This window comes from Curtobacterium sp. L1-20 (assembly GCF_048755855.1).
Classification (GTDB): Bacteria; Actinomycetota; Actinomycetes; order Actinomycetales; family Microbacteriaceae; genus Curtobacterium.
In genome coordinates, this window is record NZ_CP151473.1 from 910,624 (window position 1) to 930,534 (window position 19,911).

Annotated in this window: 20 protein-coding genes; 12 read left to right on the forward strand and 8 right to left on the reverse strand. The window is 72.9% G+C overall.

What is annotated here, in order from left to right:
• The first annotated feature begins 31 nt into the window (after positions 1 to 31).
• Complete coding sequence (locus AAEP86_RS05865) at positions 32 to 1,111, forward strand: alpha/beta fold hydrolase (protein ID WP_420369606.1); 1,080 nt, start codon at positions 32 to 34, stop codon at positions 1,109 to 1,111.
• Positions 1,112 to 1,209: 98 nt separating this feature from the next.
• Here the strand turns inward: AAEP86_RS05865 and AAEP86_RS05870 are convergent, their stop codons facing one another.
• From AAEP86_RS05870 to AAEP86_RS05890, 5 genes are all read right to left on the reverse strand, one after another.
• Positions 1,210 to 2,403 carry an NAD(P)/FAD-dependent oxidoreductase gene (locus AAEP86_RS05870; RefSeq protein WP_420369607.1) on the reverse strand — a complete coding sequence of 398 codons (1,194 nt, stop codon included), beginning with the start codon at positions 2,401 to 2,403 and terminating at the stop codon, positions 1,210 to 1,212.
• Between the two features lie 52 nt (positions 2,404 to 2,455).
• On the reverse strand, positions 2,456 to 3,256 hold the full coding sequence (locus AAEP86_RS05875) for an SDR family NAD(P)-dependent oxidoreductase (RefSeq protein ID WP_420369608.1): 801 nt from the start codon (positions 3,254 to 3,256) through the stop codon (positions 2,456 to 2,458).
• A 7-nt stretch (positions 3,257 to 3,263) separates the two neighbouring features.
• A complete protein-coding gene (locus tag AAEP86_RS05880) occupies positions 3,264 to 3,770 on the reverse strand; it encodes a Dps family protein (protein WP_420369609.1) in 507 nt (168 codons plus the stop codon).
• A 119-nt stretch (positions 3,771 to 3,889) separates the two neighbouring features.
• Positions 3,890 to 4,402 carry a MarR family winged helix-turn-helix transcriptional regulator gene (locus AAEP86_RS05885; RefSeq protein ID WP_420369610.1) on the reverse strand — a complete coding sequence of 171 codons (513 nt, stop codon included), beginning with the start codon at positions 4,400 to 4,402 and terminating at the stop codon, positions 3,890 to 3,892.
• 120 nt (positions 4,403 to 4,522) lie between these two features.
• Complete coding sequence (locus tag AAEP86_RS05890; RefSeq protein WP_420370449.1) at positions 4,523 to 5,092, reverse strand: NAD(P)H-dependent oxidoreductase; 570 nt, start codon at positions 5,090 to 5,092, stop codon at positions 4,523 to 4,525.
• A gap of 92 nt (positions 5,093 to 5,184) precedes the next feature.
• On the opposite strand from AAEP86_RS05890, the gene AAEP86_RS05895 reads away from it, so the two are divergent.
• The 7 genes from AAEP86_RS05895 to AAEP86_RS05925 all read left to right on the forward strand — a co-directional run bounded on the left by AAEP86_RS05895 (position 5,185) and on the right by AAEP86_RS05925 (position 12,817).
• The gene (locus AAEP86_RS05895; protein ID WP_420369611.1) at positions 5,185 to 6,846 is read left to right on the forward strand and encodes a glycoside hydrolase family 13 protein; all 1,662 of its coding nucleotides are present in this window, start codon (positions 5,185 to 5,187) and stop codon (positions 6,844 to 6,846) included.
• Between the two features lie 106 nt (positions 6,847 to 6,952).
• Entirely contained in the window at positions 6,953 to 8,926 is a 1,974-nt protein-coding gene (locus AAEP86_RS05900) for a lectin-like domain-containing protein (protein WP_420369612.1), read from the forward strand.
• Positions 8,927 to 9,079: 153 nt separating this feature from the next.
• On the forward strand, positions 9,080 to 9,739 hold the full coding sequence (locus AAEP86_RS05905) for a DUF308 domain-containing protein (protein WP_420369613.1): 660 nt from the start codon (positions 9,080 to 9,082) through the stop codon (positions 9,737 to 9,739).
• Positions 9,736 to 9,999, forward strand: coding sequence for a hypothetical protein (locus tag AAEP86_RS05910; protein ID WP_420369614.1), 264 nt, complete (start codon positions 9,736 to 9,738; stop codon positions 9,997 to 9,999). The genes AAEP86_RS05905 and AAEP86_RS05910 overlap by 4 nt, the downstream gene beginning before the upstream one ends.
• Entirely contained in the window at positions 9,971 to 11,458 is a 1,488-nt protein-coding gene (locus AAEP86_RS05915) for a DHA2 family efflux MFS transporter permease subunit (RefSeq protein WP_420369615.1), read from the forward strand. The genes AAEP86_RS05910 and AAEP86_RS05915 overlap by 29 nt, the downstream gene beginning before the upstream one ends.
• An 89-nt stretch (positions 11,459 to 11,547) precedes the next feature.
• Positions 11,548 to 12,081, forward strand: coding sequence for an RNA polymerase sigma factor (locus AAEP86_RS05920; protein WP_420369616.1), 534 nt, complete (start codon positions 11,548 to 11,550; stop codon positions 12,079 to 12,081).
• Positions 12,071 to 12,817 (forward strand): hypothetical protein, encoded by a 747-nt coding sequence (locus tag AAEP86_RS05925; protein ID WP_420369617.1) that lies wholly within the window; start codon positions 12,071 to 12,073, stop codon positions 12,815 to 12,817. The genes AAEP86_RS05920 and AAEP86_RS05925 overlap by 11 nt, the downstream gene beginning before the upstream one ends.
• Before the next feature lie 63 nt (positions 12,818 to 12,880).
• Here the strand turns inward: AAEP86_RS05925 and AAEP86_RS05930 are convergent, their stop codons facing one another.
• Complete coding sequence (locus tag AAEP86_RS05930; protein ID WP_420369618.1) at positions 12,881 to 13,759, reverse strand: LysR family transcriptional regulator; 879 nt, start codon at positions 13,757 to 13,759, stop codon at positions 12,881 to 12,883.
• An 81-nt stretch (positions 13,760 to 13,840) separates the two neighbouring features.
• Between AAEP86_RS05930 and AAEP86_RS05935 the strand changes: the two genes are divergently transcribed.
• The gene (locus AAEP86_RS05935) at positions 13,841 to 15,133 is read left to right on the forward strand and encodes an MFS transporter (RefSeq protein WP_420369619.1); all 1,293 of its coding nucleotides are present in this window, start codon (positions 13,841 to 13,843) and stop codon (positions 15,131 to 15,133) included.
• A 111-nt stretch (positions 15,134 to 15,244) separates the two neighbouring features.
• Positions 15,245 to 15,856 carry a hypothetical protein gene (locus tag AAEP86_RS05940; protein ID WP_420369620.1) on the forward strand — a complete coding sequence of 204 codons (612 nt, stop codon included), beginning with the start codon at positions 15,245 to 15,247 and terminating at the stop codon, positions 15,854 to 15,856.
• A gap of 318 nt (positions 15,857 to 16,174) precedes the next feature.
• Here the strand turns inward: AAEP86_RS05940 and AAEP86_RS05945 are convergent, their stop codons facing one another.
• Complete coding sequence (locus AAEP86_RS05945; RefSeq protein WP_420369621.1) at positions 16,175 to 17,089, reverse strand: cation diffusion facilitator family transporter; 915 nt, start codon at positions 17,087 to 17,089, stop codon at positions 16,175 to 16,177.
• A 47-nt stretch (positions 17,090 to 17,136) separates the two neighbouring features.
• Between AAEP86_RS05945 and AAEP86_RS05950 the strand changes: the two genes are divergently transcribed.
• A complete protein-coding gene (locus AAEP86_RS05950; protein ID WP_420369622.1) occupies positions 17,137 to 17,811 on the forward strand; it encodes a DUF4166 domain-containing protein in 675 nt (224 codons plus the stop codon).
• Positions 17,808 to 18,791: an epimerase gene (locus AAEP86_RS05955; protein ID WP_420369623.1), complete on the forward strand. Its 984-nt coding sequence runs from the start codon at positions 17,808 to 17,810 to the stop codon at positions 18,789 to 18,791. The genes AAEP86_RS05950 and AAEP86_RS05955 overlap by 4 nt, the downstream gene beginning before the upstream one ends.
• On the opposite strand, the gene AAEP86_RS05960 is transcribed toward AAEP86_RS05955, so the two are convergent.
• Positions 18,760 to 19,839: an EamA family transporter gene (locus AAEP86_RS05960; RefSeq protein ID WP_420369624.1), complete on the reverse strand. Its 1,080-nt coding sequence runs from the start codon at positions 19,837 to 19,839 to the stop codon at positions 18,760 to 18,762. The two genes, AAEP86_RS05955 and AAEP86_RS05960, sit on opposite strands and share 32 nt — an antisense overlap.
• Positions 19,840 to 19,911: the final 72 nt, after the last annotated feature.

Genomic DNA, 19,911 nt, shown 5'->3' on the forward strand with positions numbered 1-19,911 from the left:
CCTGGGCGACCGTCCGATCCGAGGAGTCCACGTGCACGACGAGCAGCCGGCAACCGCGCCCGACCCGGCGGGCCGCCTCGCCGAGGCCGCGGACGCCGACGTCACGGTGGAGGTCGACCGGATCGCCGTGGACGGCACCTACGTCCGGGTCAGCTCGATCGGAGCGCCGGGCGACCGGGCCTTCGTGCTGGTCGCCGGCCTGGGGATCGCCGCGACCTACTACGAACGGCTCGCGCCGCACCTCAACGAGAACGGGCCGGTCCACGCGCTCGACCTCCCCGGGTTCGCCGGGGTGCCCCGCTTCCGCGGCGCGGTCTCGATCGAGCGCTACGCGGACGCCGTCGAGCACGTCATCGACGAACTCCACCTCGTGGACCCGGTGCTCATCGGGCACTCGATGGGCACGCAGGTCGTCACCGAGGTCGCCGCTCGTCGCCCGGACATCTCGGACCTCGTGCTCATCAGCCCGGTCGTCGACTCGCGGGCGCGGTCCGTCCGGCAGTCGGCGTTCCGCTTCCTGCGGTCGGCCCTCAACGAACCCGCCGCGGTCCGCTGGCACGCCGTCACCGCGTACGCCCTGTGCGGCTGGCACTGGTTCTCGAAGGTCCTGCCGCGGATGATCGCGTTCCCCATCGAGGAACGGGCCCCGCACGTGCAGGCCCGCACGCTCGTCGTCCGCGGCGAGCACGACGCCATGGTGCCCCGCGACTGGGTCCGTCGGCTGGCGCGGGTGTTCCCGTACGCGGTGCTGCGCGAGGTCGTCGACGGGGCGCACTCGGTGATGCACGCGCAGGCCGACGCGGTCGCGGCGCTGGCGGTGGCGCACGTCGCACGCGAGCTGCCCGACCGCGGCGTCTCGTCGCTCCAGCGCGTGCGGGACGACTCGACCTCGTCGGACCTCGCGAGGCTCGGCCCGGAGGACGCCTGGTTGCTCGTCAAGTCGCGGATCGTCGAACTCGTCGGGATGGCCCGGCGGGACGACGCGACGCTCGAGGCCGCCAAGTCGGCGCACGCCGTCGCGATGGCGGACGGGGACGACCTGCCGGTCGACCCGGCCGACCGCCGGGCGGTCGTGGACCAGGTCGCTCCCGAGACGCGCGAGGCGGGCTGAACCGGCGTCGTGGACGCGACGCACAGGAGGCCCGGTGCCGGTCGTCGGACCGGCACCGGGCCTCCAGGCGGTCGCGTCCGCAGGCGACCGGCGCGTCGTCAGGCCGTGATGCGGCCCCGCAGCAGGTCCGGGGTGAGCGCGTCCGCGCCGGCGAGGACCTTCCGGGCCTCGTCGGTCTTGTCCCACACGTTCCAGAGCAGGACCCCGCGGACGGTGTCGTCCTCGTCGAGGTAGTAGACGACGCCGGTGACGTTCGGCTCCTGCCAGTCCTCCAGGGTGCGCAGCTGCGTGGAGACCTGGCCGACCGCCTCGTAGCCCATGTCGAACACGTCCGAGTAGAACATCGGCGTGTGGTCGTAGGTCTCGTCGGCGTCCGCCAGGTTCCGGCCAGCCTGCCGACCCTGCTGCTGGGCGTTGTCGACGTGCTCGACGCGGCGGGTCCCGAGGATCCGGTCCGGGTACTCGGCCACGTCGCCCGCGGCGAAGACCGAGTCGTCGTCGGTGAGCAGGGTCGACGAGACCACGATGCCGTCGCGGACGGTGAGGCCGGCGTCGGCGGCGAGCTGCGTCGCCGGTTCGATGCCGAGCCCCGCGACGACCGCGTCCGCCTCGAGCACGGAACCGTCGTCGAGCGTCAGGGTCACGCCCTCGGCGGTCTGGGTGCCCGACGCGACGCGCCGGCCGAGCCGCAGGTCCACGCCGTGGTCGACGAAGCGCTGCTGGAACGCACGGGCCAGGCCGTCCGGGAACATCCGGCCGCCCACCACCTCGTCGGGGTCGACGAGGGTGACCCGAGCGCCGTTCTGCACGACACCGGCGGAGATCTCCTGGCCGATGTACCCGCCACCGACGACGACCACGTGGGCGCCCGCGTCCGCGAGTGCGCGGAGCTTCCGGTAGTCGTCCGCGCTGCGGTAGTCGAGCACCCGGTCGGACGGCTCGAGCCCGGGCAGGCCACGCGGCTTGCCACCGGTCGCGAGCAGGAGGCGCTCGTACCCGTACGTGCTGCCGTCGGCCGTCGTCACGGTCTTCGCTGCTCGGTCGATCGCCGTCACCGCGGCACCGAGGACGAACGTCGCCCCGGTCTCCTCGGTGTGCAGGTCGACCTTCTCGTCCCAGCTGAAATCCGGTTCCGTCCAGAGCTTCTTCGACAGCGCCGGACGGGCGTACGGGCGGTCGACGTCCTCGCTGAGGATGCCGATCGATCCGTCCGCGTCGAGTTCGCGGACGCCGCGGGCGGCGGCGTCCGCCACCATCCCGCCGCCGACGATGAGGTAGCGGAAGTCGGTCATGGTGTCTCCTGGTGGTCCGTGCCGAGCGGGTGGGTCTGGAACATCGACACGATCAGATCGTCGCGACCGAGCCGGAGTCGACCCGGTAGTTCGACCCGTTCACGAAGCTCGCGAGGTCGGAGCACAGGAAGGCCACGACGTTCGCGACCTCCTCCGGTTCGCCGCGACGACCGAGCTCCATGTACGGGCGTTCCTCGTCGAGGAACGACGCGACGGCCTCGTCGAAGGTCTGGTCCGTCTCCTTCGCCCGCTTGTCCATCATCGCGTCGGTCATCGGCGTGTGGATGAACGCCGGACTGACCGTGTTCACGAGCAGTCCCTCGGAGGCGTACGAGCGCGACAGTCCCTTGGCGAACGACAGCACGCCGGCCTTCGCGGCGCAGTAGGGCAGCTCGTCGTCGTAGGGCTGCGACGCGTCCTCGGACACGAGGTACACGATGCGGCCCCAGCCGCCGTTCCGCAGGTCGCCGATGAACTCGCGCGTGATCCGCACCGGACCCATCAGGTCGATGTCGATGGTGTCGAGCCACCCCTGCTCGTCGATCTCGTGGAACATGCCCTGGGCGCCGGTGACGCCCGAGGACTGCACCAGGATGTCGATCTCGCCGACGGCGTCGCGCACTTTCGCGTGGAGGTCCGCGAGGCTCGCAGCACTGGTCACGTCAGCGGCGAACGCGTGCAGCTTGCCGATGGGTGCCTCGAGCTGGTCCGCGCTGTTGTCGAGCTGTGACTGGTCGAGGTCGGTGACGACCACCGTCGCGCCCTCCTGCAGGAGGATGCGAGCGGTGTTCCACCCGATGCCCGAGTCCGCGCCGAAGACCAGCGCGGTCCTGCCCTGGATCCCGAGGTCCATGCGCGTCCTACTCGTGGTCGGAGGCGCTCGCGACCGCAGGCGTCGTGGCCGACGCGAGCGGCGTGCTGGGGGAGCGGTTCTCGGCGGACACCATCCAGGCCAGCTGCTCGAGGCGCTCGATGAAGCCGTGCAGCAGGTCGGCGGTCGTCGGGTCCTCGTCGTCGACCTCGTCGTGCACGTCGCGCATGGTGCCGGTCGCCTGGTAGAGACGGAGGGTGATCTCGTCGATCGCGTCGTGCGTCAGGATCTCGCCGTCCGGGAAGGCGTCGAGGTGGGTCGCAGCAGCGACGGTGGCCGATCGGCCGTCCGGCACGACGTACAGGGCACGCATGCGCTCGGCCATGTCGTCAGCGAACTCCCGCGCCGCGTCGACGATCTCGTCGAGCTGGAGGTGGAGGTCACGGAAGTTGGTCCCGAGGATGTTCCAGTGGGCCTGCTTCCCCTGGAGGTGCAGGTCGATGAGGTCCACGAGGACCGCCTGGAGGTTCTTCGCGAGCTTGTCCGATGCGTGCATGACCGGTTCCTTCCACGTTGGTGAGCGGTACCCGTCCGGTCTACGCGGTGTGGCAGGACGTCCGCTCAGAGGATGCGTCCCCCGCGGGTCGCCGGAAGACGCCGCGGTGCGCGCTCCGGTCAGTGGGCGGGTGCCGGGTCGACCTGGTCCACGGCGGAGCGCATCTGCTCGAGGAAGACCGCGACGACACGGGCGTCGGCGGGGGAGAGTCCCTCGGCGATCGACATCATCCGACGGTGCATCACGCCGAGCGTGGCGCGGACCTCGTCGTCGGTCTCGGTGGTCGGCGTGATCACGAGCGCACGGCGGTCGGTGGGGTGCGGGTCGCGGCGGACGTGGTTCGACTTGACGAGGCGGTCGATCAGGATCGTCGTCGACGCCGACGAGATCTTGAGGTACGCGGCGAGGTCCTTCGGGCTGACCGATCGGCCGGAGCGCTGTGCCTGCAGGAGGAAGCGCACGGCGAGCAGGTCGGTCTCGCCCATGCCCATCGAGTCGCGGGTCCGGCGGCGCATCGCTGTCTCCGCCGCGCGGTACCGGCGGAGGGCGTTGAGCACGGTGACCCCGCGCTGGGTCGCGTCGTCATCGGGGAACCAGTACCCGGACGCCTCCGTGATCTCCTGCGTGGACATGGCGATCAGGCTAGTACGGCTCGTTGCTAGAGCGCCTAGCGAACTCGGGGGAACCGGCCGCCTGGCCGGATCGCGCACGGGGACCGGCCGGACCGGTCCCCGTGCGTGGTGTCCGCCGCGTCAGGCGGCAGCGGGCTCGTCGGTGCCCGCGGCCTCGGCGAGCGCGGTCAGCGCGCCCTGCACGAGCTGGGTGACCTCGGCGTCCTCGCGGGGGTGGGTCTCGGCGAAGCGGACGACCGACTGCGGGATCGCGACCTTGACGTCCTGCAGGACCTTCGCGCCCGCGATGCCGGCTGCCTTGCGGGCGTCGTCGTGGGCCCAGACGCCGCCGTACTGGCCGAAGGCCGAGCCGATGACGGCGAGCGGCTTGCCGGAGAGCGGGGAGGCGCCGAACGGACGCGAACCCCAGTCGAGGGCGTTCTTCAGGACGGCGGGCATCGTGCCGTTGTACTCGGGCGTCACGAGGAGCACGGCGTCGGCCGCGGCGACGGCGTCGCGGAACGCCACGGCCGCGGCGGGCGGGGTGTCGCCGTCGATGTCCTCGTTGTAGAACGGCAGGTCGACGATGCCGTCGAAGGTGGTGAGCTCGACGCCCTCGGGGGCGTGGTGTTCGGCTGCCTCGGCGAGCTTGCGGTTGATCGAGCCGGCGCGGAGGCTGCCGACGAGGGTCAGGACGTTCGTCACGGGGATCCTTCTGTCGTCCGGGAATGGTGTCAGCGACAACCAAGTCGATCGTCGTCCCGGCCATTCCCGACCCAGGCGACCGTGGGTAGGTTGACGGCGTGAGCACGCCCGCCAAGACGACGCCAGCCAGCACCCCGCGAACCCCCGACCCCGACTGGTGGCGTGACGCCGTGGTCTACCAGGTCTACCCGCGCAGCTTCGCCGACACGGACGGTGACGGGCTGGGCGACGTCGCGGGCATCACCACCCGGGTGCCGTACCTGTCGTCGCTCGGCGTCGACGCGATCTGGCTCTCGCCGTTCTTCCCCTCGCCGCTCGCCGACGGGGGATACGACGTCGCCGACTACCGCGACGTCGACCCCAAGCTCGGCACCCTCGACGATCTCGACGCGCTCGTCCGTGCGGCGCACGAGCACGACATCCGCGTCATCGTCGACATCGTGCCGAACCACACGTCGGACCAGCACGAGTGGTTCCGTGCCGCGCTCGCCGCCCCTGCCGGCTCACCGGAGCGTGCCCGGTACGTGTTCCGCGACGGCGCCGGGCCGGACGGGTCCCTGCCGCCGAGCGACTGGGTGTCGAACTTCGGCGGCAGCGCCTGGACCCGCGTCGAGGACGGCCAGTGGTACCTGCACCTCTTCGCGCCCGAGCAGCCCGACCTCGACTGGGAGAACCCCGAGGTCCGGGCCGACTTCGAGCACACCCTGCGCTTCTGGTCCGACCGCGGCGTGGACGGGTTCCGCGTGGACGTCGCGCACGGCCTGGCGAAGGACCTGTCGACGCCGTACCGACCCTCGGACGAGAAGGCACTGCCGCTCGACGGCTCCGACCCCCTGTACGACCGCGACGAGGTGCACGAGATCTTCGGCACCTGGCGGCAGGTGCTCGACGAGTACGACCCGCCCCGCGCCGCCGTCGCCGAGGCGTGGGCACCCGCGCCCCGCCGGGTGCTCTACGCGCGGCCCACGGAGCTCGGTCAGGCGTTCAACTTCGACCTGCTCGAGGCGCCGTTCGACGCGGCGGCGTTCCGCGGCATCATCCAGCGGAACCTCGCGATGTCCGAGCAGTCCGGGGCGTCGAGCACCTGGGTGCTGTCGAACCACGACGTCGTGCGCCACGCCACCCGGTACGGTCTGCCCACGGGGACCGACACCGACGCCTGGCTCATGACGGACGGCACCGCGCCGGTGCTCGACGCCGAGCGGGGGCTGCGGCGTGCCCGCGCGGCGACCCTCCTCGTGCTGGCGCTCCCGGGATCGTCGTACGTCTACCAGGGTGAGGAGCTCGGGCTCCAGGAGGCCGCCGCCATCCCGCACGACCAGCTGCAGGACCCGAAGTGGATCCGCACCGGGCACACGGTGAAGGGCCGCGACGGCTGCCGGGTCCCGATCCCGTGGACGACCTCGGGGCCGTCCTTCGGGTTCGGCGCGGTGGCTCCGCACCTGCCCCAGCCGGCCGACTTCGGCCGCTCGTCGGTCGAGGCGGAGGACGGCGAACCCGACTCCACGCTCTCCTTCTACCGCGCCGCGATCGCTGCTCGTCGACGGTTGCAGCAGGGCGAGGAGCTCCACTGGCTCGACACGGACGGCGACCAGGGCTCCCGGTCCCGCGTCGTCGCGTTCGCGCGGCACGACGGGTGGCGGTCCGTCACGAACTTCGGCGTCGACCCCGTCCCGCTGCCGTCGGGCACGGTCGTCGTCGCGTCCCGACCGCTGGGCGACGGGGTGCTGCCCGGCGAGACGACGGTCTGGCTCGCCTGACCGGACGCCGCCGGGCTCCTCCTCCACAGCCTGGAGGCGCGTGGTGCTCTCCACAGATCGGCGGACGTCCGTCTGAGGGGTGCCCGGTGATCGCGACGATCGGGGCATGAGAGAACCCAACACCCCACCAGCGGGCCGGCCGCCCGCCCGTGCACGGACGGCCCGGCGGGCGATCGCGCTCGCCGGCGTCCTCACCGCGATCGGCGTGCTCGCCGCACCCGTGGTCGCCGCCTCCCCGTCCACCGCGGGCGAGCTCGACTTCCCCTACGCCCACCAGTTCGACTCGGCGGACGGCGGGTCGCTCAGCGGCGACGCCGTGGTCACCGGAGGTCGGCTCCGGCTCACCGACGACGTGCGGAACCAGGCCGGCTCCTGGTCGACCGACGACACGTTCCGGTCGGACCGCGGGCTCGAGATCGAGTTCGCGTACGCGATGCACAACGACGTCGACGACCCCGGCGCCGACGGCCTGCTGCTCTCGCTCTCCGACGGCGCCGCCGCGCAGGGGGTCGGCGCCTACGGCGCTGCGCTCGGGTACGCGTGCCGCTCGAGCACCAACCAGGGCGGCGGTGTGCCGTGCGACCTCCCGGGGATGCCCGGCGGCTTCGCGGCGGTCGCGCTCGACCACTACGGCAACTTCTCGCTCCCGCTCAACCAGTCCGGACCCGGCGCGCAGGAGCAGTTCGTCGTCGTGCGCGGCTCGGGCGACGGCGTCTCCGGCTACCGCTACGTCGACGGTGTGCGCGCCCCCGGCGGCACCGCGACCGAGGGCGCACGGACCCGGACGGTCCGCGTGACCCTGCAGCCGGGCGACGCGGGGGAGCTCTTCGTGACCGTGCGGATCGACGCCGGCGGTGGCCTCCGACCGGTCCTCGAGCGCGTCCCGCTGCACGGCGACGGGCAGGCGTCGCTCCCGAGCACCCTGCGCCTCGGGTTCGCGGCCGCCACCGGCTCGCACGTCGACGTGCACGAGGTCGACGCGCTCCGGGTCTGGCAGCCGGCCGACCTCGCGGTGGAGCACGACCTCGCGCCGACGGTGACCGCGGGCGACACGGTCACGTACTCGGTCACGGCGCGGAACGTCGGGGCGAACCCGTCCGCGCCGAGCGCCCTCGACGTCGACGTCCCCGACGCCCTGCAGGACGTCACCTGGACCTGCGCTCCCACCGGTGGAGCCGGCACGTCGTGCGGGACCCCGTCGGGCACGGGTGACGTCGAGGCCGAGCTCGACCTGCCGCGCGGAGGCGCGGCGACGGTGGCGATCACCGGGCGCCTGCCCGAGGGCGCTGCCGGTCCGCTCGACAGCATCGCGCAGGTGGAGCCGGCGCCCGCGTTGGCCGACGTCGACGAGACCGACAACGTCTCCACTGCGAGCGCCGTGGTCGACCCCGGTGCGGGCCCGGCCGCGCACGTCTGGACGGACAAGTCCGTCGCACCCGCCACCGGCGTCGCACCGGGCGACGAGGTCGAGTACCTCGTGACGGCGCACAACCGCGGGCCGGCGGTCGCGCAGGACGTCGGCGCCGTGGACGAACTCCCCGCGGCGATGCGCTTCGTCGGGTCGGACGACGGCTGCACGGCGGCCGGCCAGGTCGTGACGTGCACCTCGGGGACGTCGTTGGACGCCGGTGCGTCGACGTCCTTCCGGATCCGCGCGGTGCTCGACCCGGCGTACGAGGGCGACGGGTCGGACGTGGTGAACGTGGCGACCGCGACGTCACCGACCGACCCGGACGGCGGCGACCCCTCGGCGGAGGTGGACATCGCGGTCGTGGTGCCGGGCGGCGACGACGGGCCGGCTGACGACGGAGCCGGCGGCGGCGACCCGGGCGACGGCGGACCGGGCGACGGCGGGCCGGGCGACCCCGCGCCCGGCGACGGTCCGGCCGGCGCACAGCCCGCTGCGGACGCCTCCGCGGCGCCGCACGGTGCACGCCGACGCGGGGAGTTGGCCTTCACCGGCGCCGAGGGTCTCGGCCTGGTCGCCGCGCTCGGTGCCGGGGCCGCCGCCGTCGGCGGCGCGGTCTGGTGGGGCGTGCGCCGGCGGTCGCGGGAACGTGGCGGAGCGCGGACGTCCTGACCGGTCCGCAGGCGTCGGCGGCACGGATCGGTGGGGCTGCGCGCGTCGCGTCGCCCCACCGGTCCCGTGCTGGTTCGAGCATCCTCAGCGCCGTGGTCCCCGGCGCGGTCCGCTGCCGGGACGGTCCGGCGGTAGGATCGAACCACGATCCGCATGCCCGAAAGAGGTCTCGTGTCCCACTCCGTGGACGACTCCGGCCAGCGCGCGCGGTACTGGCCGATCCCCGTCCTCCGGGCCGTCCCAGCCGCGGTCGTGGCCCTCGTCATCACCTTCTCGTCCAACCACGCCGCCGGCTACGGCCTGCTGCTGTTCGGCGGGTTCGCGGTGGTCGACGGACTCGTCCTCCTGCTCGCCGGCACCTCACGGCTGACGGCGGACGACCGCTCGCGCCGGACCACCCTCGTGCAGGCCGTGATCACGCTGCTCGCGGCGGTGGCCGGTCTCGCCCTGAACGGCTCGGGGCTGCCGGCCTTCATCGCCGTCGTCGTGGCGTGGGCCGTGCTGACCGGTGCGCTCGAACTGACGCAGGGACTCCGCGCGCGGAACCGGTCGCCGTTCAGCCGCGACTGGACCACGATCGGCGGCCTGACGCTGCTGCTCGCCGTCGCCTTCCTCCTGACCCCGCCCGACTACTCGCAGCAGCTCGGCGGTGTCGAGCGGGTCTCCGGCGTCCTCGACGCCTCGATCGTCCTCGTCGGGCTGCTCGGCGCGTACCTCGCCATCACCGCGGTCTTCCACGTGATCGCCGGCCTCTCGCACAAGTGGGGAACGGCCGCTCCGGCCGCCGCCCCGGACGGAGCACCACACGCATGACCACCCCCAGCCGTCGCGACCGCCTGCGCCCGGCCGAGCTCCTCGGGATCTCCGCGATCATCGCGGTCTTCACCGGACTCGTCGTGCTCTTCTCGACCCGCGAACTCCAGCTCGCGGTGATCTTCCTCGGCATCGCGTTCATCGTCGTCGTGGTCGTCCTCGCGATGCTGCAACTCGCCTCCTCGAGCGACCAGGACGACAACGACATGCTCGGCGGTCACAAGACCCCGGGTGAAGGAGACGGCGACGACTTCCACTGAGTCGGGCACCACCCGCACGCTGCGTCCGCTCCTCGGCGACCCGGACCTCCCGCAGCGGTACCGCCACCGGTACCTGATCCTCGCGGTCTGCTGCATGAGCCTGTTCATCGTCTCGATGGACGCCACCGTGGTGAACGTCGCGCTGCCCTCCATCGGCCGCGAGCTGGGCAGCACGATCTCCGGCCTGCAGTGGACGATCGACGCCTACACGCTCGTCCTCGCCAGCCTGCTGCTGCTGTCCGGGTCCACGGCGGACCGGATCGGCCGTCGCCGGACGTTCCAGATCGGCCTCGCGCTCTTCACGGTCGGGTCGCTCCTGTGCTCGATCGCGCCGAGCGTCGGCTGGCTCGTCGTCTTCCGCATGCTGCAGGCCGTCGGCGGCTCGATGATGAACCCTGTGGCGATGTCGATCATCACAGCCACCTTCGACGACGCCCGCGAACGTGCCCGCGCCGTCGGCGTGTGGGGCGCCGTCGTCGGCGTCTCGATGGGACTCGGGCCGCTCGTCGGTGGAGCGCTCACGGACTCGGTCGGTTGGCGGGCGATCTTCTGGATCAACGTGCCGATCGGGGTCGCGGCGATCGTCCTGACCTTCCTGTTCGTGCCCGAGTCGAAGTCCCCGACGCCCCGCCGACTCGACCCGGTCGGGCAGGTGCTCGTCATCGTGCTCCTCGCGACCCTGGTCGGCGGACTGATCGAGGGACCGCGGCTCGGCTGGACCTCGCCGGCGACGCTCGGCCTCTTCGTCCTCGCCGCCGCGTCCCTCGTGGCCTTCGTCGCCGTGGAGCGGCGTCGCACCGAACCGCTCGTCGACGTCCGGTTCTTCCGGAGCGTCCCGTTCTCCTCCGCCGTCGTCACCGCGATCGTCGCCTTCGGCGCGAACGGCGCGTTCCTGTTCCTCAACGCGCTGTACCTGCAGGAGGTCCGCGGGATGTCCCCGTTCGAGGCCGGCCTCTGGACCCTGCCGGCCGCCGTCGCGACCATGGTGGTCTCCCCGCTGTCCGGGCGCCTGGTCGGGTCGGTCGGCACCCGGGTGCCCCTCGTGCTCGCCGGGATCGGCATCGGGGCCGGTGGCGCGGTCCTCACCACGATCGACGCGCACACGCCGATGTGGGTGCTCGTCGTCGCCTTCGTCCTCTTCGGCTTCGGGTTCGGCATGGTGAACGCGCCGATCACGAACACCGCCGTCTCGGGCATGCCGCGTGCCCAGTCGGGATCGGCCGCGGCGGTCGCCTCCACGAGCCGGCAGACGGGGGTGTCGCTCGGGGTGGCGCTCGCCGGCACGGTCACCGGAGCCAGCGCAGTCGCGAGCGTCGGCGCCGGGTTCGCGGTCGCGACGCACGCGATGTGGTGGATCGTCGTCGGAGTCGGTGCGGCCATCGTGCTCGTCGGCTTCGTGTCGAGCACCGCCGCGGCGAAGCGCTCGGTCGAGGGCATCGCGTACCTGCTCGACGACTGACGACACGCCCGGGGTCACGATCCGGGAACGGTCCTGTCAGGATCGCGCGTCCTGCCGACACTGCTGTGTTGAGGGGGTGGGATGTGGACGTGACGACGGAGACGGACGAGGCGATCGTCCGTGCGATGGCACAGGGCGACACGGGCGCACTCGCGCGTGCGTTCGACCGCTACGCCACCACCCTCACCCGCTACGCGTGGGCGATCGCCGCCGACCGCATGGAGGTCGAGGAGATCGTGCAGGACTCGTTCCTCACCCTCTGGCAGCGGGCCGCCACACTCGAGTTGCCCGCCGACACGATGCTCCCGTGGCTCCTCGTCGTGTGCCGGAACCACGCCCTCAACGCCGGGCGCAAGCGCGCCAAGCACCGGAGCGACGAACTCCCCGAACACCTCGCCGCCCCCGAGGACCACGACGAGGCACGCGAGCGGCTGCGGTGGGTGCGGGCCGAGATCGCCGCGCTGCCGGAGACCGACCGGCGCATCTGCGAACTGTGCCTGCTCGAGGGCCACTCCTACGCCGAGGCCGCCGAGATCCTCGGGCTCAGCGTGGGCGCGGTCACCCAGCGCGTCTCGCGCAACCGACGTCGACTCAAGAAGGCGGTGATGCACGATGAACACTGAACCTCCCGAGGGGGACGAGCTGCAGCGCATGCTCGTCTCGATGAAACGGAACGTCCTCGACCGTGCCGCTCCGCGTCCGAAGCGACGTCGTGTGCGCCCCGGTATCGCGATCGGGATCGTCGGACTCCTCGCGATCGGCACCGCGACCGGCGCCGTCGCCCTGTCGCTCTCGCAGCAGGACCGTCCCGTCGCCGCGCCCGTGCAGACGCAGGAGCCCGAGCCGGCACCCTCCGCGACGACGCCGACCTCCGCCCCGATCACCGCGAGCCCGACGCCGCGTCCCACCCCGACCCAGAACACGGTCGCGAACATCCCGACCGACTGCCGTGCGCTCGTCCCCGCGGCCGACTACGACCGGCTCTTCGGTGACACGCCGGTGACCGAGACGACCCCGGGCGAGGACGCCCCGGACGCCGGCCTCGGATCGACGTCGATCTCGTGCCTCTGGCGCGATCCACGAGCCGACATCTCCGGCATCTCGATCCAGATCGGGACCGGGTCGGAAGCGGATCTGGCCGAGGCGGTGCGGATGTTCCCGGAGTTCGACGGCGGCGGCAGGTGCGAGCCGCGTGGCACGGCGACCTTCTGCCAGTCGCGCGGGACGGTCGAGGGGTACGGCGTCGAGAAGGCCTACACCTACTACGTCCGCGGCACCACGTGGATCGTCATCGACCAGACCAACGTCCCGACCGAGAACCTGCTGGGTTCCTTGAGCGAGACGATCTGGGGGGACTGACGGCCTGGAGGCGCGGGGCGGACCCGCGCCGCGCCTCCAGTCCGTCGGTGGGAACCCGACCCCCTACCGCACGCGTGCCGCGACGATGTCGTTGGCCAGCGCACGGACCGCGCGGTTCGGCTCCGGACTCGTACGCATCGCGAGGCCGATGCGCAACGGCTCGACGTCGTCCTCCAGCTCGAGCACCGCGCCCTCGTACCGCACGCCCGAGTCCGGCACCACGCCGACGCCGAGCCCGGCGGAGGCGAAGCGGATCACCGCGGGCATGTCGTTCATCTCCGCGACCACCCGACGTCGGATCCCGAGTCGCTCCAGCGCGGAGTCCAGGATGAGCCGGTTGCCGAAGCCGTGTGCCGTGTCGACGAACGGTTCGTCGGCGAGGTCGGCCAGAGCGACCGACGGACGCCCGGCGAGCGGGTGGTCGGGCGCGACGAACACCCGGAAGGGCATCTCCCGCAGCGGCTCCACGGCCAGGCCGCTCGGCAGGCCGGGCAGTGCGGTGTACGCGAGGTCGAGCCGGCCGGCGACGAGGTCCTGCACCAGGCCGGTCGTCCCGGACGGCGACGTCATCAACTCCACGGCGACGAGCGGGTGTCGCTGCCGGAACCGACGCAGGACCCCGGTCAGGTCCACGATGTCCAGGCTCGTGAAGATGCCGAGGCGGACGCGACCGCGCAGGTCGGCGTCCTCGACGGTCGCCAGGTCGCGCATCCGGTCGAGCGACTCGAGGACGGCGCGTGCGTGGGGGAGGAGGTCCTCCCCGGCAGCCGTGAGGGCGAGGTGCCGACCGGAGCGGTCGAACAGGCGGACACCGAAGCTGCGCTCGAGGGATGCGATGCCGGCGGAGACCGTGGACTGCGCCGCCCACAGTCGCTCGGCGGCCCGGGTCACGCTGCCCTCGGCGGCGACGGTGACGAACTGTTCGAGCAGGCGGGTCTCCATCCGTCGAGTATCGATCCGATCGATGGCCGACATCAACAGCATCCGTTGGACTCGATGCCCGACCGGGGTGATGATCGGACCATGTCCACCGCCACCGAGCCCTCGTCGGGCACCGTCCCCGTCACCACCGTCACGCCCGCGTCCGCGGGCGATCGGGTCGTCGCTCCGCGCGGACGCCGTGCCCACACGCGTCGACGTCACGGCTTCGGCTTCTGGGCCGTGGCGTTCGCGTTCCTGTCGGTGATGGCCTTCGCGACCGTGCCCGCGCCGCTCTACGTGATCTACCAGGCGCGCGACGGGTTCCCCACCTTCACGACCACCGTCGTCTTCGCGGCGTACGGGGTCGGCGTCGTCGGGGCGCTGTTCCTCGCCGGACACCTCAGTGACGTGCACGGACGGCGACCGCTCATCCTCGTGTCGGTCGCGCTCGAACTCGTCGCCGCAGTGCTCTTCCTGCTCTGGAACGACGTCAGCGGCCTCATCGTCGCCCGGCTCGTCACCGGCCTCGGCGTGGGACTCCTCACGGCGACGGCGACCGCCCACCTCGGGGAACTCCGGGTGCGGGCCACCGGCTCGGGGGCATCGGCTGCCGGGGCGACCGTGGCCGCCGGTGCCGTGAACCTGGGCGGCCTGTCGCTCGGCGCCCTCGTCGGCGGTGCGCTCGCCGAGTTCGTCGGGCAGCCGCTCCTCGTGCCCTACGTGGTCTTCGTCGTCGCACTGGTCGTCGCGTTCGTGGTCGTCCTCGCCGTGCCGGAGACCGTCGACCGTCCGTCCTCGCCCGTCGCCTACCGCCCGCAGCGCCTCCAGGCGCCCGAGGGCAAGGCCGGCGCGTTCTGGGCCGCCGGCGTCGCGGCCTTCGCGGCGCTCGCCGTGCAGGGGCTCTTCACCTCGGTGGCGCCGACCTTCCTCGGCACGACCTTCCACGTGACCGACCGCCTGGCCGCGGGAGCGACGACCTTCGGGGTGTTCGCGGCGAGTGCGGTGTCGCAGATCGTGTTCGCGCGGCTGTCGCAGCGGGCGCAGATCCGGCTCGGCCTGGTCCTGCTCGTCGGCGGGCTCGTGGTCCTCGCCGTCGCGGCCGTGGTGCTGCAGGTCGCCGGGTTCATCGGGGGCGGGGTGGTCGCCGGTGCCGGTGTCGGGCTGCTCTTCAAGGCGTCGATCTCGAGTGCCGGGTCGCTCGTCGGACCGGAGCGTCGGGGCGGAGTGCTCGCGGCGACGTTCCTCATCGCCTACGCCGGGTTGACCGTGCCCGTGGTCGCCGTCGGCGCGGCACTGCTGGTGCTGCCGACGCTGCCGGTGCTGCTCGGGTACGTGGTGTTCGTCGTGGTGCTGGCGCTCGTCGCCGGGACGCGGTTGGCGGCGCGCGCGGAGTAGGGCGGCGGGGCTGCGGGCCGCGGGTCTTCGTCCCGCCCCGCCCGGCCCGGGTCGGCCCGGCTCGGCTCGGACCCCGCCCCTCGGCCTCGCCGGGTCCGGCATACTGGGCGCGTGGTCCAGAAGCGCAACCGGTCCGCCCTCGCAGGCGTCGCAGCCGTCCTGGCCGCCGGCATCGTCGCCGCGGGGATCGCACTCTCGAGCCAGCGCGGCGCCGACGACCCGGTGATCGGAGCCGGAGCCGCGACCGTGACGCCGAGCGCCACCGCGGGGAACGGCGCCGCCGCGGACGGCACGGTGACGATCACGATCGCCGGCCCGGACCTGCCCGGCGCCGACGTCCTCGCCCGCTGCGACACCGACAGCCGCCAGACCGTCGCCACCTACGACACCGCAGCGCTGGGTGACGTGGTGATGCAGTGCGGCAACCCGAGCCAGGGCTACGAGCACATCCGCGTCCGCCACACCGGCGACTGGGGCGACGTCATGTCGGGCCACGGCGCGCGGGACTGGGACGACGCGATGCTCACCGCCGTGCGGACGGCTCTCGAGACGCCGCGCACCGGGTACCCGCAGGACGCCGGCGACGGGAAGGTCTGCTTCGTCGCACCCGTGCGGTTCGACGACGGGTCCCGGCCGTCCGCGGAGCCCTTCGTGAAGGTCATCGTCTCGGCGACCACCGACCGGGTGATCACGGCCTACCCGACGCGCGACGACGGCTGCTGACGCCGAGGTCCTCGTCCGAACTGCGCCGAGCGGCGTGCGGGCGCGCCCGTGGTGGCATCCGATGCACGTGCACGTCCCGATGTGAACGCGCGCCCCGAACGACATCGTCGATGTCGTACGACGTCGACCGTGTCGCCTGTTGCAGGGGCGGACTGGGTGCGCGTGCACCGAACGACATCGCCGTCGTCGTACGACGTCGATCGTGTCGCCTCTTGCAGGGGCCGACTGGGTGCGCGTGCACCGAACGACATCGCCGTCGTCGTACGACGTCCACGATGTCGTACCGGGTCGACGACGCCCCCCCCGCGGCAGAGCCCCCTACGCGTGCACCTCGTGCTCGTGCCGCCGGTGCGACACCGGCTCGAGCTGGAACGTCGAGTGCTCCACGGGCACGTCGAAGTGCTTCGCCACGCACTGCTGCAGCTCGTCGAGGATCCGTGGCGCGTGCGCGGTCGAGAAGCAGTGGTCGTCCACCACGACGTGCGCCGTCAGGTTCGGCACCCCGGTGGCCACGAGCGTCGCGTGCAGGTCGTGTACGGCGATCACGTGGTCGAGCTCGAGGATGTGCTCGCGGACGTCGTCGAGGTCCAGCCCGGGCGGCGTCGACTCGAGCAGGACGTTCGCGGTCTCGCGGAGCAGCCGGATCGCCCGCGGCAGGATGAGCAGCCCGATCAGGATCGCGGCGACCGAGTCGGCACGCTCCCACCCGGTGACCATGAGGACGACCGCGGCCACCATGACCGCCACCGACCCGAGCGTGTCGTTCAGCACCTCGAGACGAGCCGCGCGCGACGTGAAGCCCTCACCCGACGCCCGGAGCAGCACGCCGTACGCGACGAGGTTCCCGACGAGGCCGATCGCCCCGAACACGAGCAGCGGCCCCGAGTGGATCTCGGCCGGCACGAACAGCCGTTGCACCGCGGAGATGATGACGTAGACCCCGACGGCGAGGAGGATCGCGGCCTGGGCGGTGGCACCGAGCACCTCGGCGCGCTGGAACCCCCACGTGCGCTGTGCGGTCGGGCTGCGCCGGGCCAGTCGGGTGGCGACGAGGCCGATCCCGAGTCCACCGGTGTCCACGACCATGTGCCCGGCGTCCACGAGCAGCGCGAGCGAGCCGGTGACCACCGCGCCGACGACCTCGGCGAGCAGGATCCCCGCGGAGATGCAGAACGCGACGAGCAGCGCGCGCTCGGACGCGTGCCCGTGCGCTGCCCCGTGGTCGTGTCCCATGCCACCATCGTAGGTTTCCGGCCCGCCGACGTGCCAGGATCGGCAGCGTGACCCGGTCGCCCTACCAGGTGAGCGTCCCCGCGGACGTCCTCGCCCGCCTGCACCCCCGGCTCCGCACGTACTTCGGCCCGGTGCCGCCCGGCCACGTCGGCCGCGGCTCGGGCGTGTTCGACGTCGTGGGGACGCCCCGCCGCTGGCTCTGGCCGCTGCTGGCCTGGTTCGCCCGCGACGCCGTGATGTTCCCGGTGTGGGAGCGGGACGTCCCCTTCACCGTCGAGAACCGCCCGGCCCGCGTCGGCCGCGGGTCGAGTGACGGCCGGGAGGCGCGGCTCGCCGTCCGCGCGCACCGCACCTTCCGGTTCCGCTCCGGTCCCCGCACGATGGTGGACGCCATCACCGCCGAGCCGGAGGGGCTGGTCGACCACCTCGGTCGCCGCGGGCGCGTCAGCGCGCTCCTCCGGGCGGAGGTCGACGGGACCGGTCCGGACGCGGGCGCCCTGCGCCTCGTCTCCACCCGCGTGACGTTCCGTGCGCTGGGTCGGGACGTGCGCCTCCCGGGCGTCCTGGCGCCGCGTGTGACGCTCGTCGAACGATTCGATGACGAAGCCGACGTGCAGCGCGTGTCCCTGGTGCTCGCCGCGCCGGTCGTCGGCACGCTGTACCGGTACGAGGGGGCGTTCCGCTACGGGATCGTTCCCGGACCGGACGGGGGGACAGGATGAACGACCGAGCGACGACGGGTCGTGTGGTGATCGCGGGTGCGAGCGGCTTCGTGGGGCGGTACCTGCAGGACGCCTTCCGCGCGGACGGCCACGAGGTCGTCACCATCGGCCGCACCGGTGACGCCGTCTGGGGCAACACGATGCGCATCCGCGAGCTGGTCGACGGTGCCGCGCTCGTCGTGAACATGGCCGGCAAGAGCGTCAACTGCCGGTACGGGCGGCGCAACCGTGCGGAGATCGTCCGCTCCCGGGTGGACACGACGCTCGAGCTCGCCGAGGCGATCCGCACCAGCGAGCACCCGCCACCGCTGTGGGTCAACGCGTCGACCGCGACGATCTACCGGCACGCCGACGACCGCCCGCAGGACGAGGTCACCGGCGAGCTCGGTGAGGGCTTCTCGGTGTCGGTGGCCCGGGCGTGGGAGGACGCCCTGTACGCCGTCGACCTCCCCGGCACCCGCCGGGTCGCCCTCCGCATGGCGATCGTGTTCGGCGACGGCAGTGCGCTCGTCCCGCTCATCCGGCTCGCGCAGGCCGGCCTCGGCGGGCCGCAGTACGACGGGCCGTGGTTCCCGACGCGCTCCCGGCTGCGCGCGGGGACGTACCACCACGACCGGCACACGCACGGTCGGCAGCGGTTCAGCTGGGTACACATCGCGGACGTCCTCGGCGCGATCCGCTTCGTCCGCGAGCACGAGGACATCGACGGACCCGTCAACGTGTCGAGCCCGAACCCGTCCGACAACCGGACCGTGATGGCGACCATCCGCGACGCCGTCGGCCGCCGCTTCGGGATCCCGACGTGGCGGTGGATGCTCGAGCTCGGGTCGTTCGCGATCCGGACCGAGACGGAGCTGGTGCTGAAGAGCCGGTGGGTGGTCCCGACGCGCCTGGTCGAGGCGGGCTACGCGTTCCGGTACCCCCACCTGCGCGGGGCGCTCGCCGGGATCATCGCGGAACGTCGCCAGCACCAGGGCTGAGCGCTCTGGCGTCGGCACCGAGGTCCTGCGAACGGCCGTCCGCGTCGGCCCTGAGCGGCACGTCGTGCGACCTCGCCGGTACCCCCGCGGCGTGTCCTGCGACCTCGGCACCGGACGAGGCCGACTCGACCCGCGAGGACGACTCGACCCGCGAGGCCGACTCGACCCGCGCGGCCCCCGCGGACCGCGCCGGTCGCGATGACCACAGCACCGCCGCCACCACCACCGCGCCCGCCACGACCTCCACCGCGTCCGGCACCTCGCCGAACGCCGCCCACGAAGCGAGCACCCCCACGACGGGCACGAGCATCGAGAACGGCGCCACGGTGCTCGACGGGTACGCCGCCATCAACCGCGACCAGATGCCGTACCCGACGAGCGTCGCCACCAGCACGATGTACAGCAGCCCGAGGTCCGCCGGCAGCGCCGCCACGGTGAACGCGGTGCCGAGCGCGTGCCCGATCCGGTCCGGGCCCTCGACGACGAACGACAGCACGGCCATCGGGACCGGCGGCACGATCGACCACCAGAGCGTCAGGTGCAGCGGGTTCGGTGCCCCGGCACGGCGCGTCGCCACGTTGCCGATCGCCCAGCCGAGGGCCCCGCACAGGGCGAGCACGACCGGCAGCAGCGCGGCCGCCTGGGCGCGGTGCACGGCGATCGCCGCGAGCGCGCCCACGGCGATCGTCACGCCGATGACCTGCCGCCCGGTCAGCCGTTCGCGGAGGAACACCCCGGCGAGCACGACCGTGAACGGCGCGGAGGCCTGCAGCACGAGCGACGCGAGCCCGGACGGCAGCCCCGCCGCCATGCCGAGGTACAGGAAGGCGAACTGCAGCACGCCGAGTCCGAGGCCGACCAGGAGCAGCCGCCCGAACGGGATCCGCGGTCGTGGCACGAGCAGCACGGTCGGGACCGCGAGCAGGGTGAACCGGATCGCCACGAGCAGGAACGGCGGGAAGTGCTCGAGCGCCAGCGCGGTGGCGGGGAAGTTCAGTCCCCAGACGACGGCGACGACCACGGCGAGGAGACGATCTCGGAGGAGCACGGGTCGAGCGTGGCCCATCCGGACCGTACAGCACCAGCGCAGAGTTCTCCACCGTCGTTGTAGCCTCCCTGC

Coding starts and splice junctions, on each gene's coding strand:
- AAEP86_RS05930 (WP_420369618.1), bottom strand. CDS start 13,759: ATGGAGACCCGCCTGCTCGAACAGTTCGTCACCGTCGCCGCCGAGGGC.
- AAEP86_RS05955 (WP_420369623.1), top strand. CDS start 17,808: ATGAACGACCGAGCGACGACGGGTCGTGTGGTGATCGCGGGTGCGAGC.
- AAEP86_RS05900 (WP_420369612.1), top strand. CDS start 6,953: ATGAGAGAACCCAACACCCCACCAGCGGGCCGGCCGCCCGCCCGTGCA.
- AAEP86_RS05935 (WP_420369619.1), top strand. CDS start 13,841: ATGTCCACCGCCACCGAGCCCTCGTCGGGCACCGTCCCCGTCACCACC.
- AAEP86_RS05885 (WP_420369610.1), bottom strand. CDS start 4,402: ATGTCCACGCAGGAGATCACGGAGGCGTCCGGGTACTGGTTCCCCGAT.
- AAEP86_RS05875 (WP_420369608.1), bottom strand. CDS start 3,256: ATGGACCTCGGGATCCAGGGCAGGACCGCGCTGGTCTTCGGCGCGGAC.
- AAEP86_RS05945 (WP_420369621.1), bottom strand. CDS start 17,089: ATGGGACACGACCACGGGGCAGCGCACGGGCACGCGTCCGAGCGCGCG.
- AAEP86_RS05880 (WP_420369609.1), bottom strand. CDS start 3,770: ATGCACGCATCGGACAAGCTCGCGAAGAACCTCCAGGCGGTCCTCGTG.
- AAEP86_RS05925 (WP_420369617.1), top strand. CDS start 12,071: ATGAACACTGAACCTCCCGAGGGGGACGAGCTGCAGCGCATGCTCGTC.
- AAEP86_RS05910 (WP_420369614.1), top strand. CDS start 9,736: ATGACCACCCCCAGCCGTCGCGACCGCCTGCGCCCGGCCGAGCTCCTC.
- AAEP86_RS05870 (WP_420369607.1), bottom strand. CDS start 2,403: ATGACCGACTTCCGCTACCTCATCGTCGGCGGCGGGATGGTGGCGGAC.
- AAEP86_RS05905 (WP_420369613.1), top strand. CDS start 9,080: ATGCCCGAAAGAGGTCTCGTGTCCCACTCCGTGGACGACTCCGGCCAG.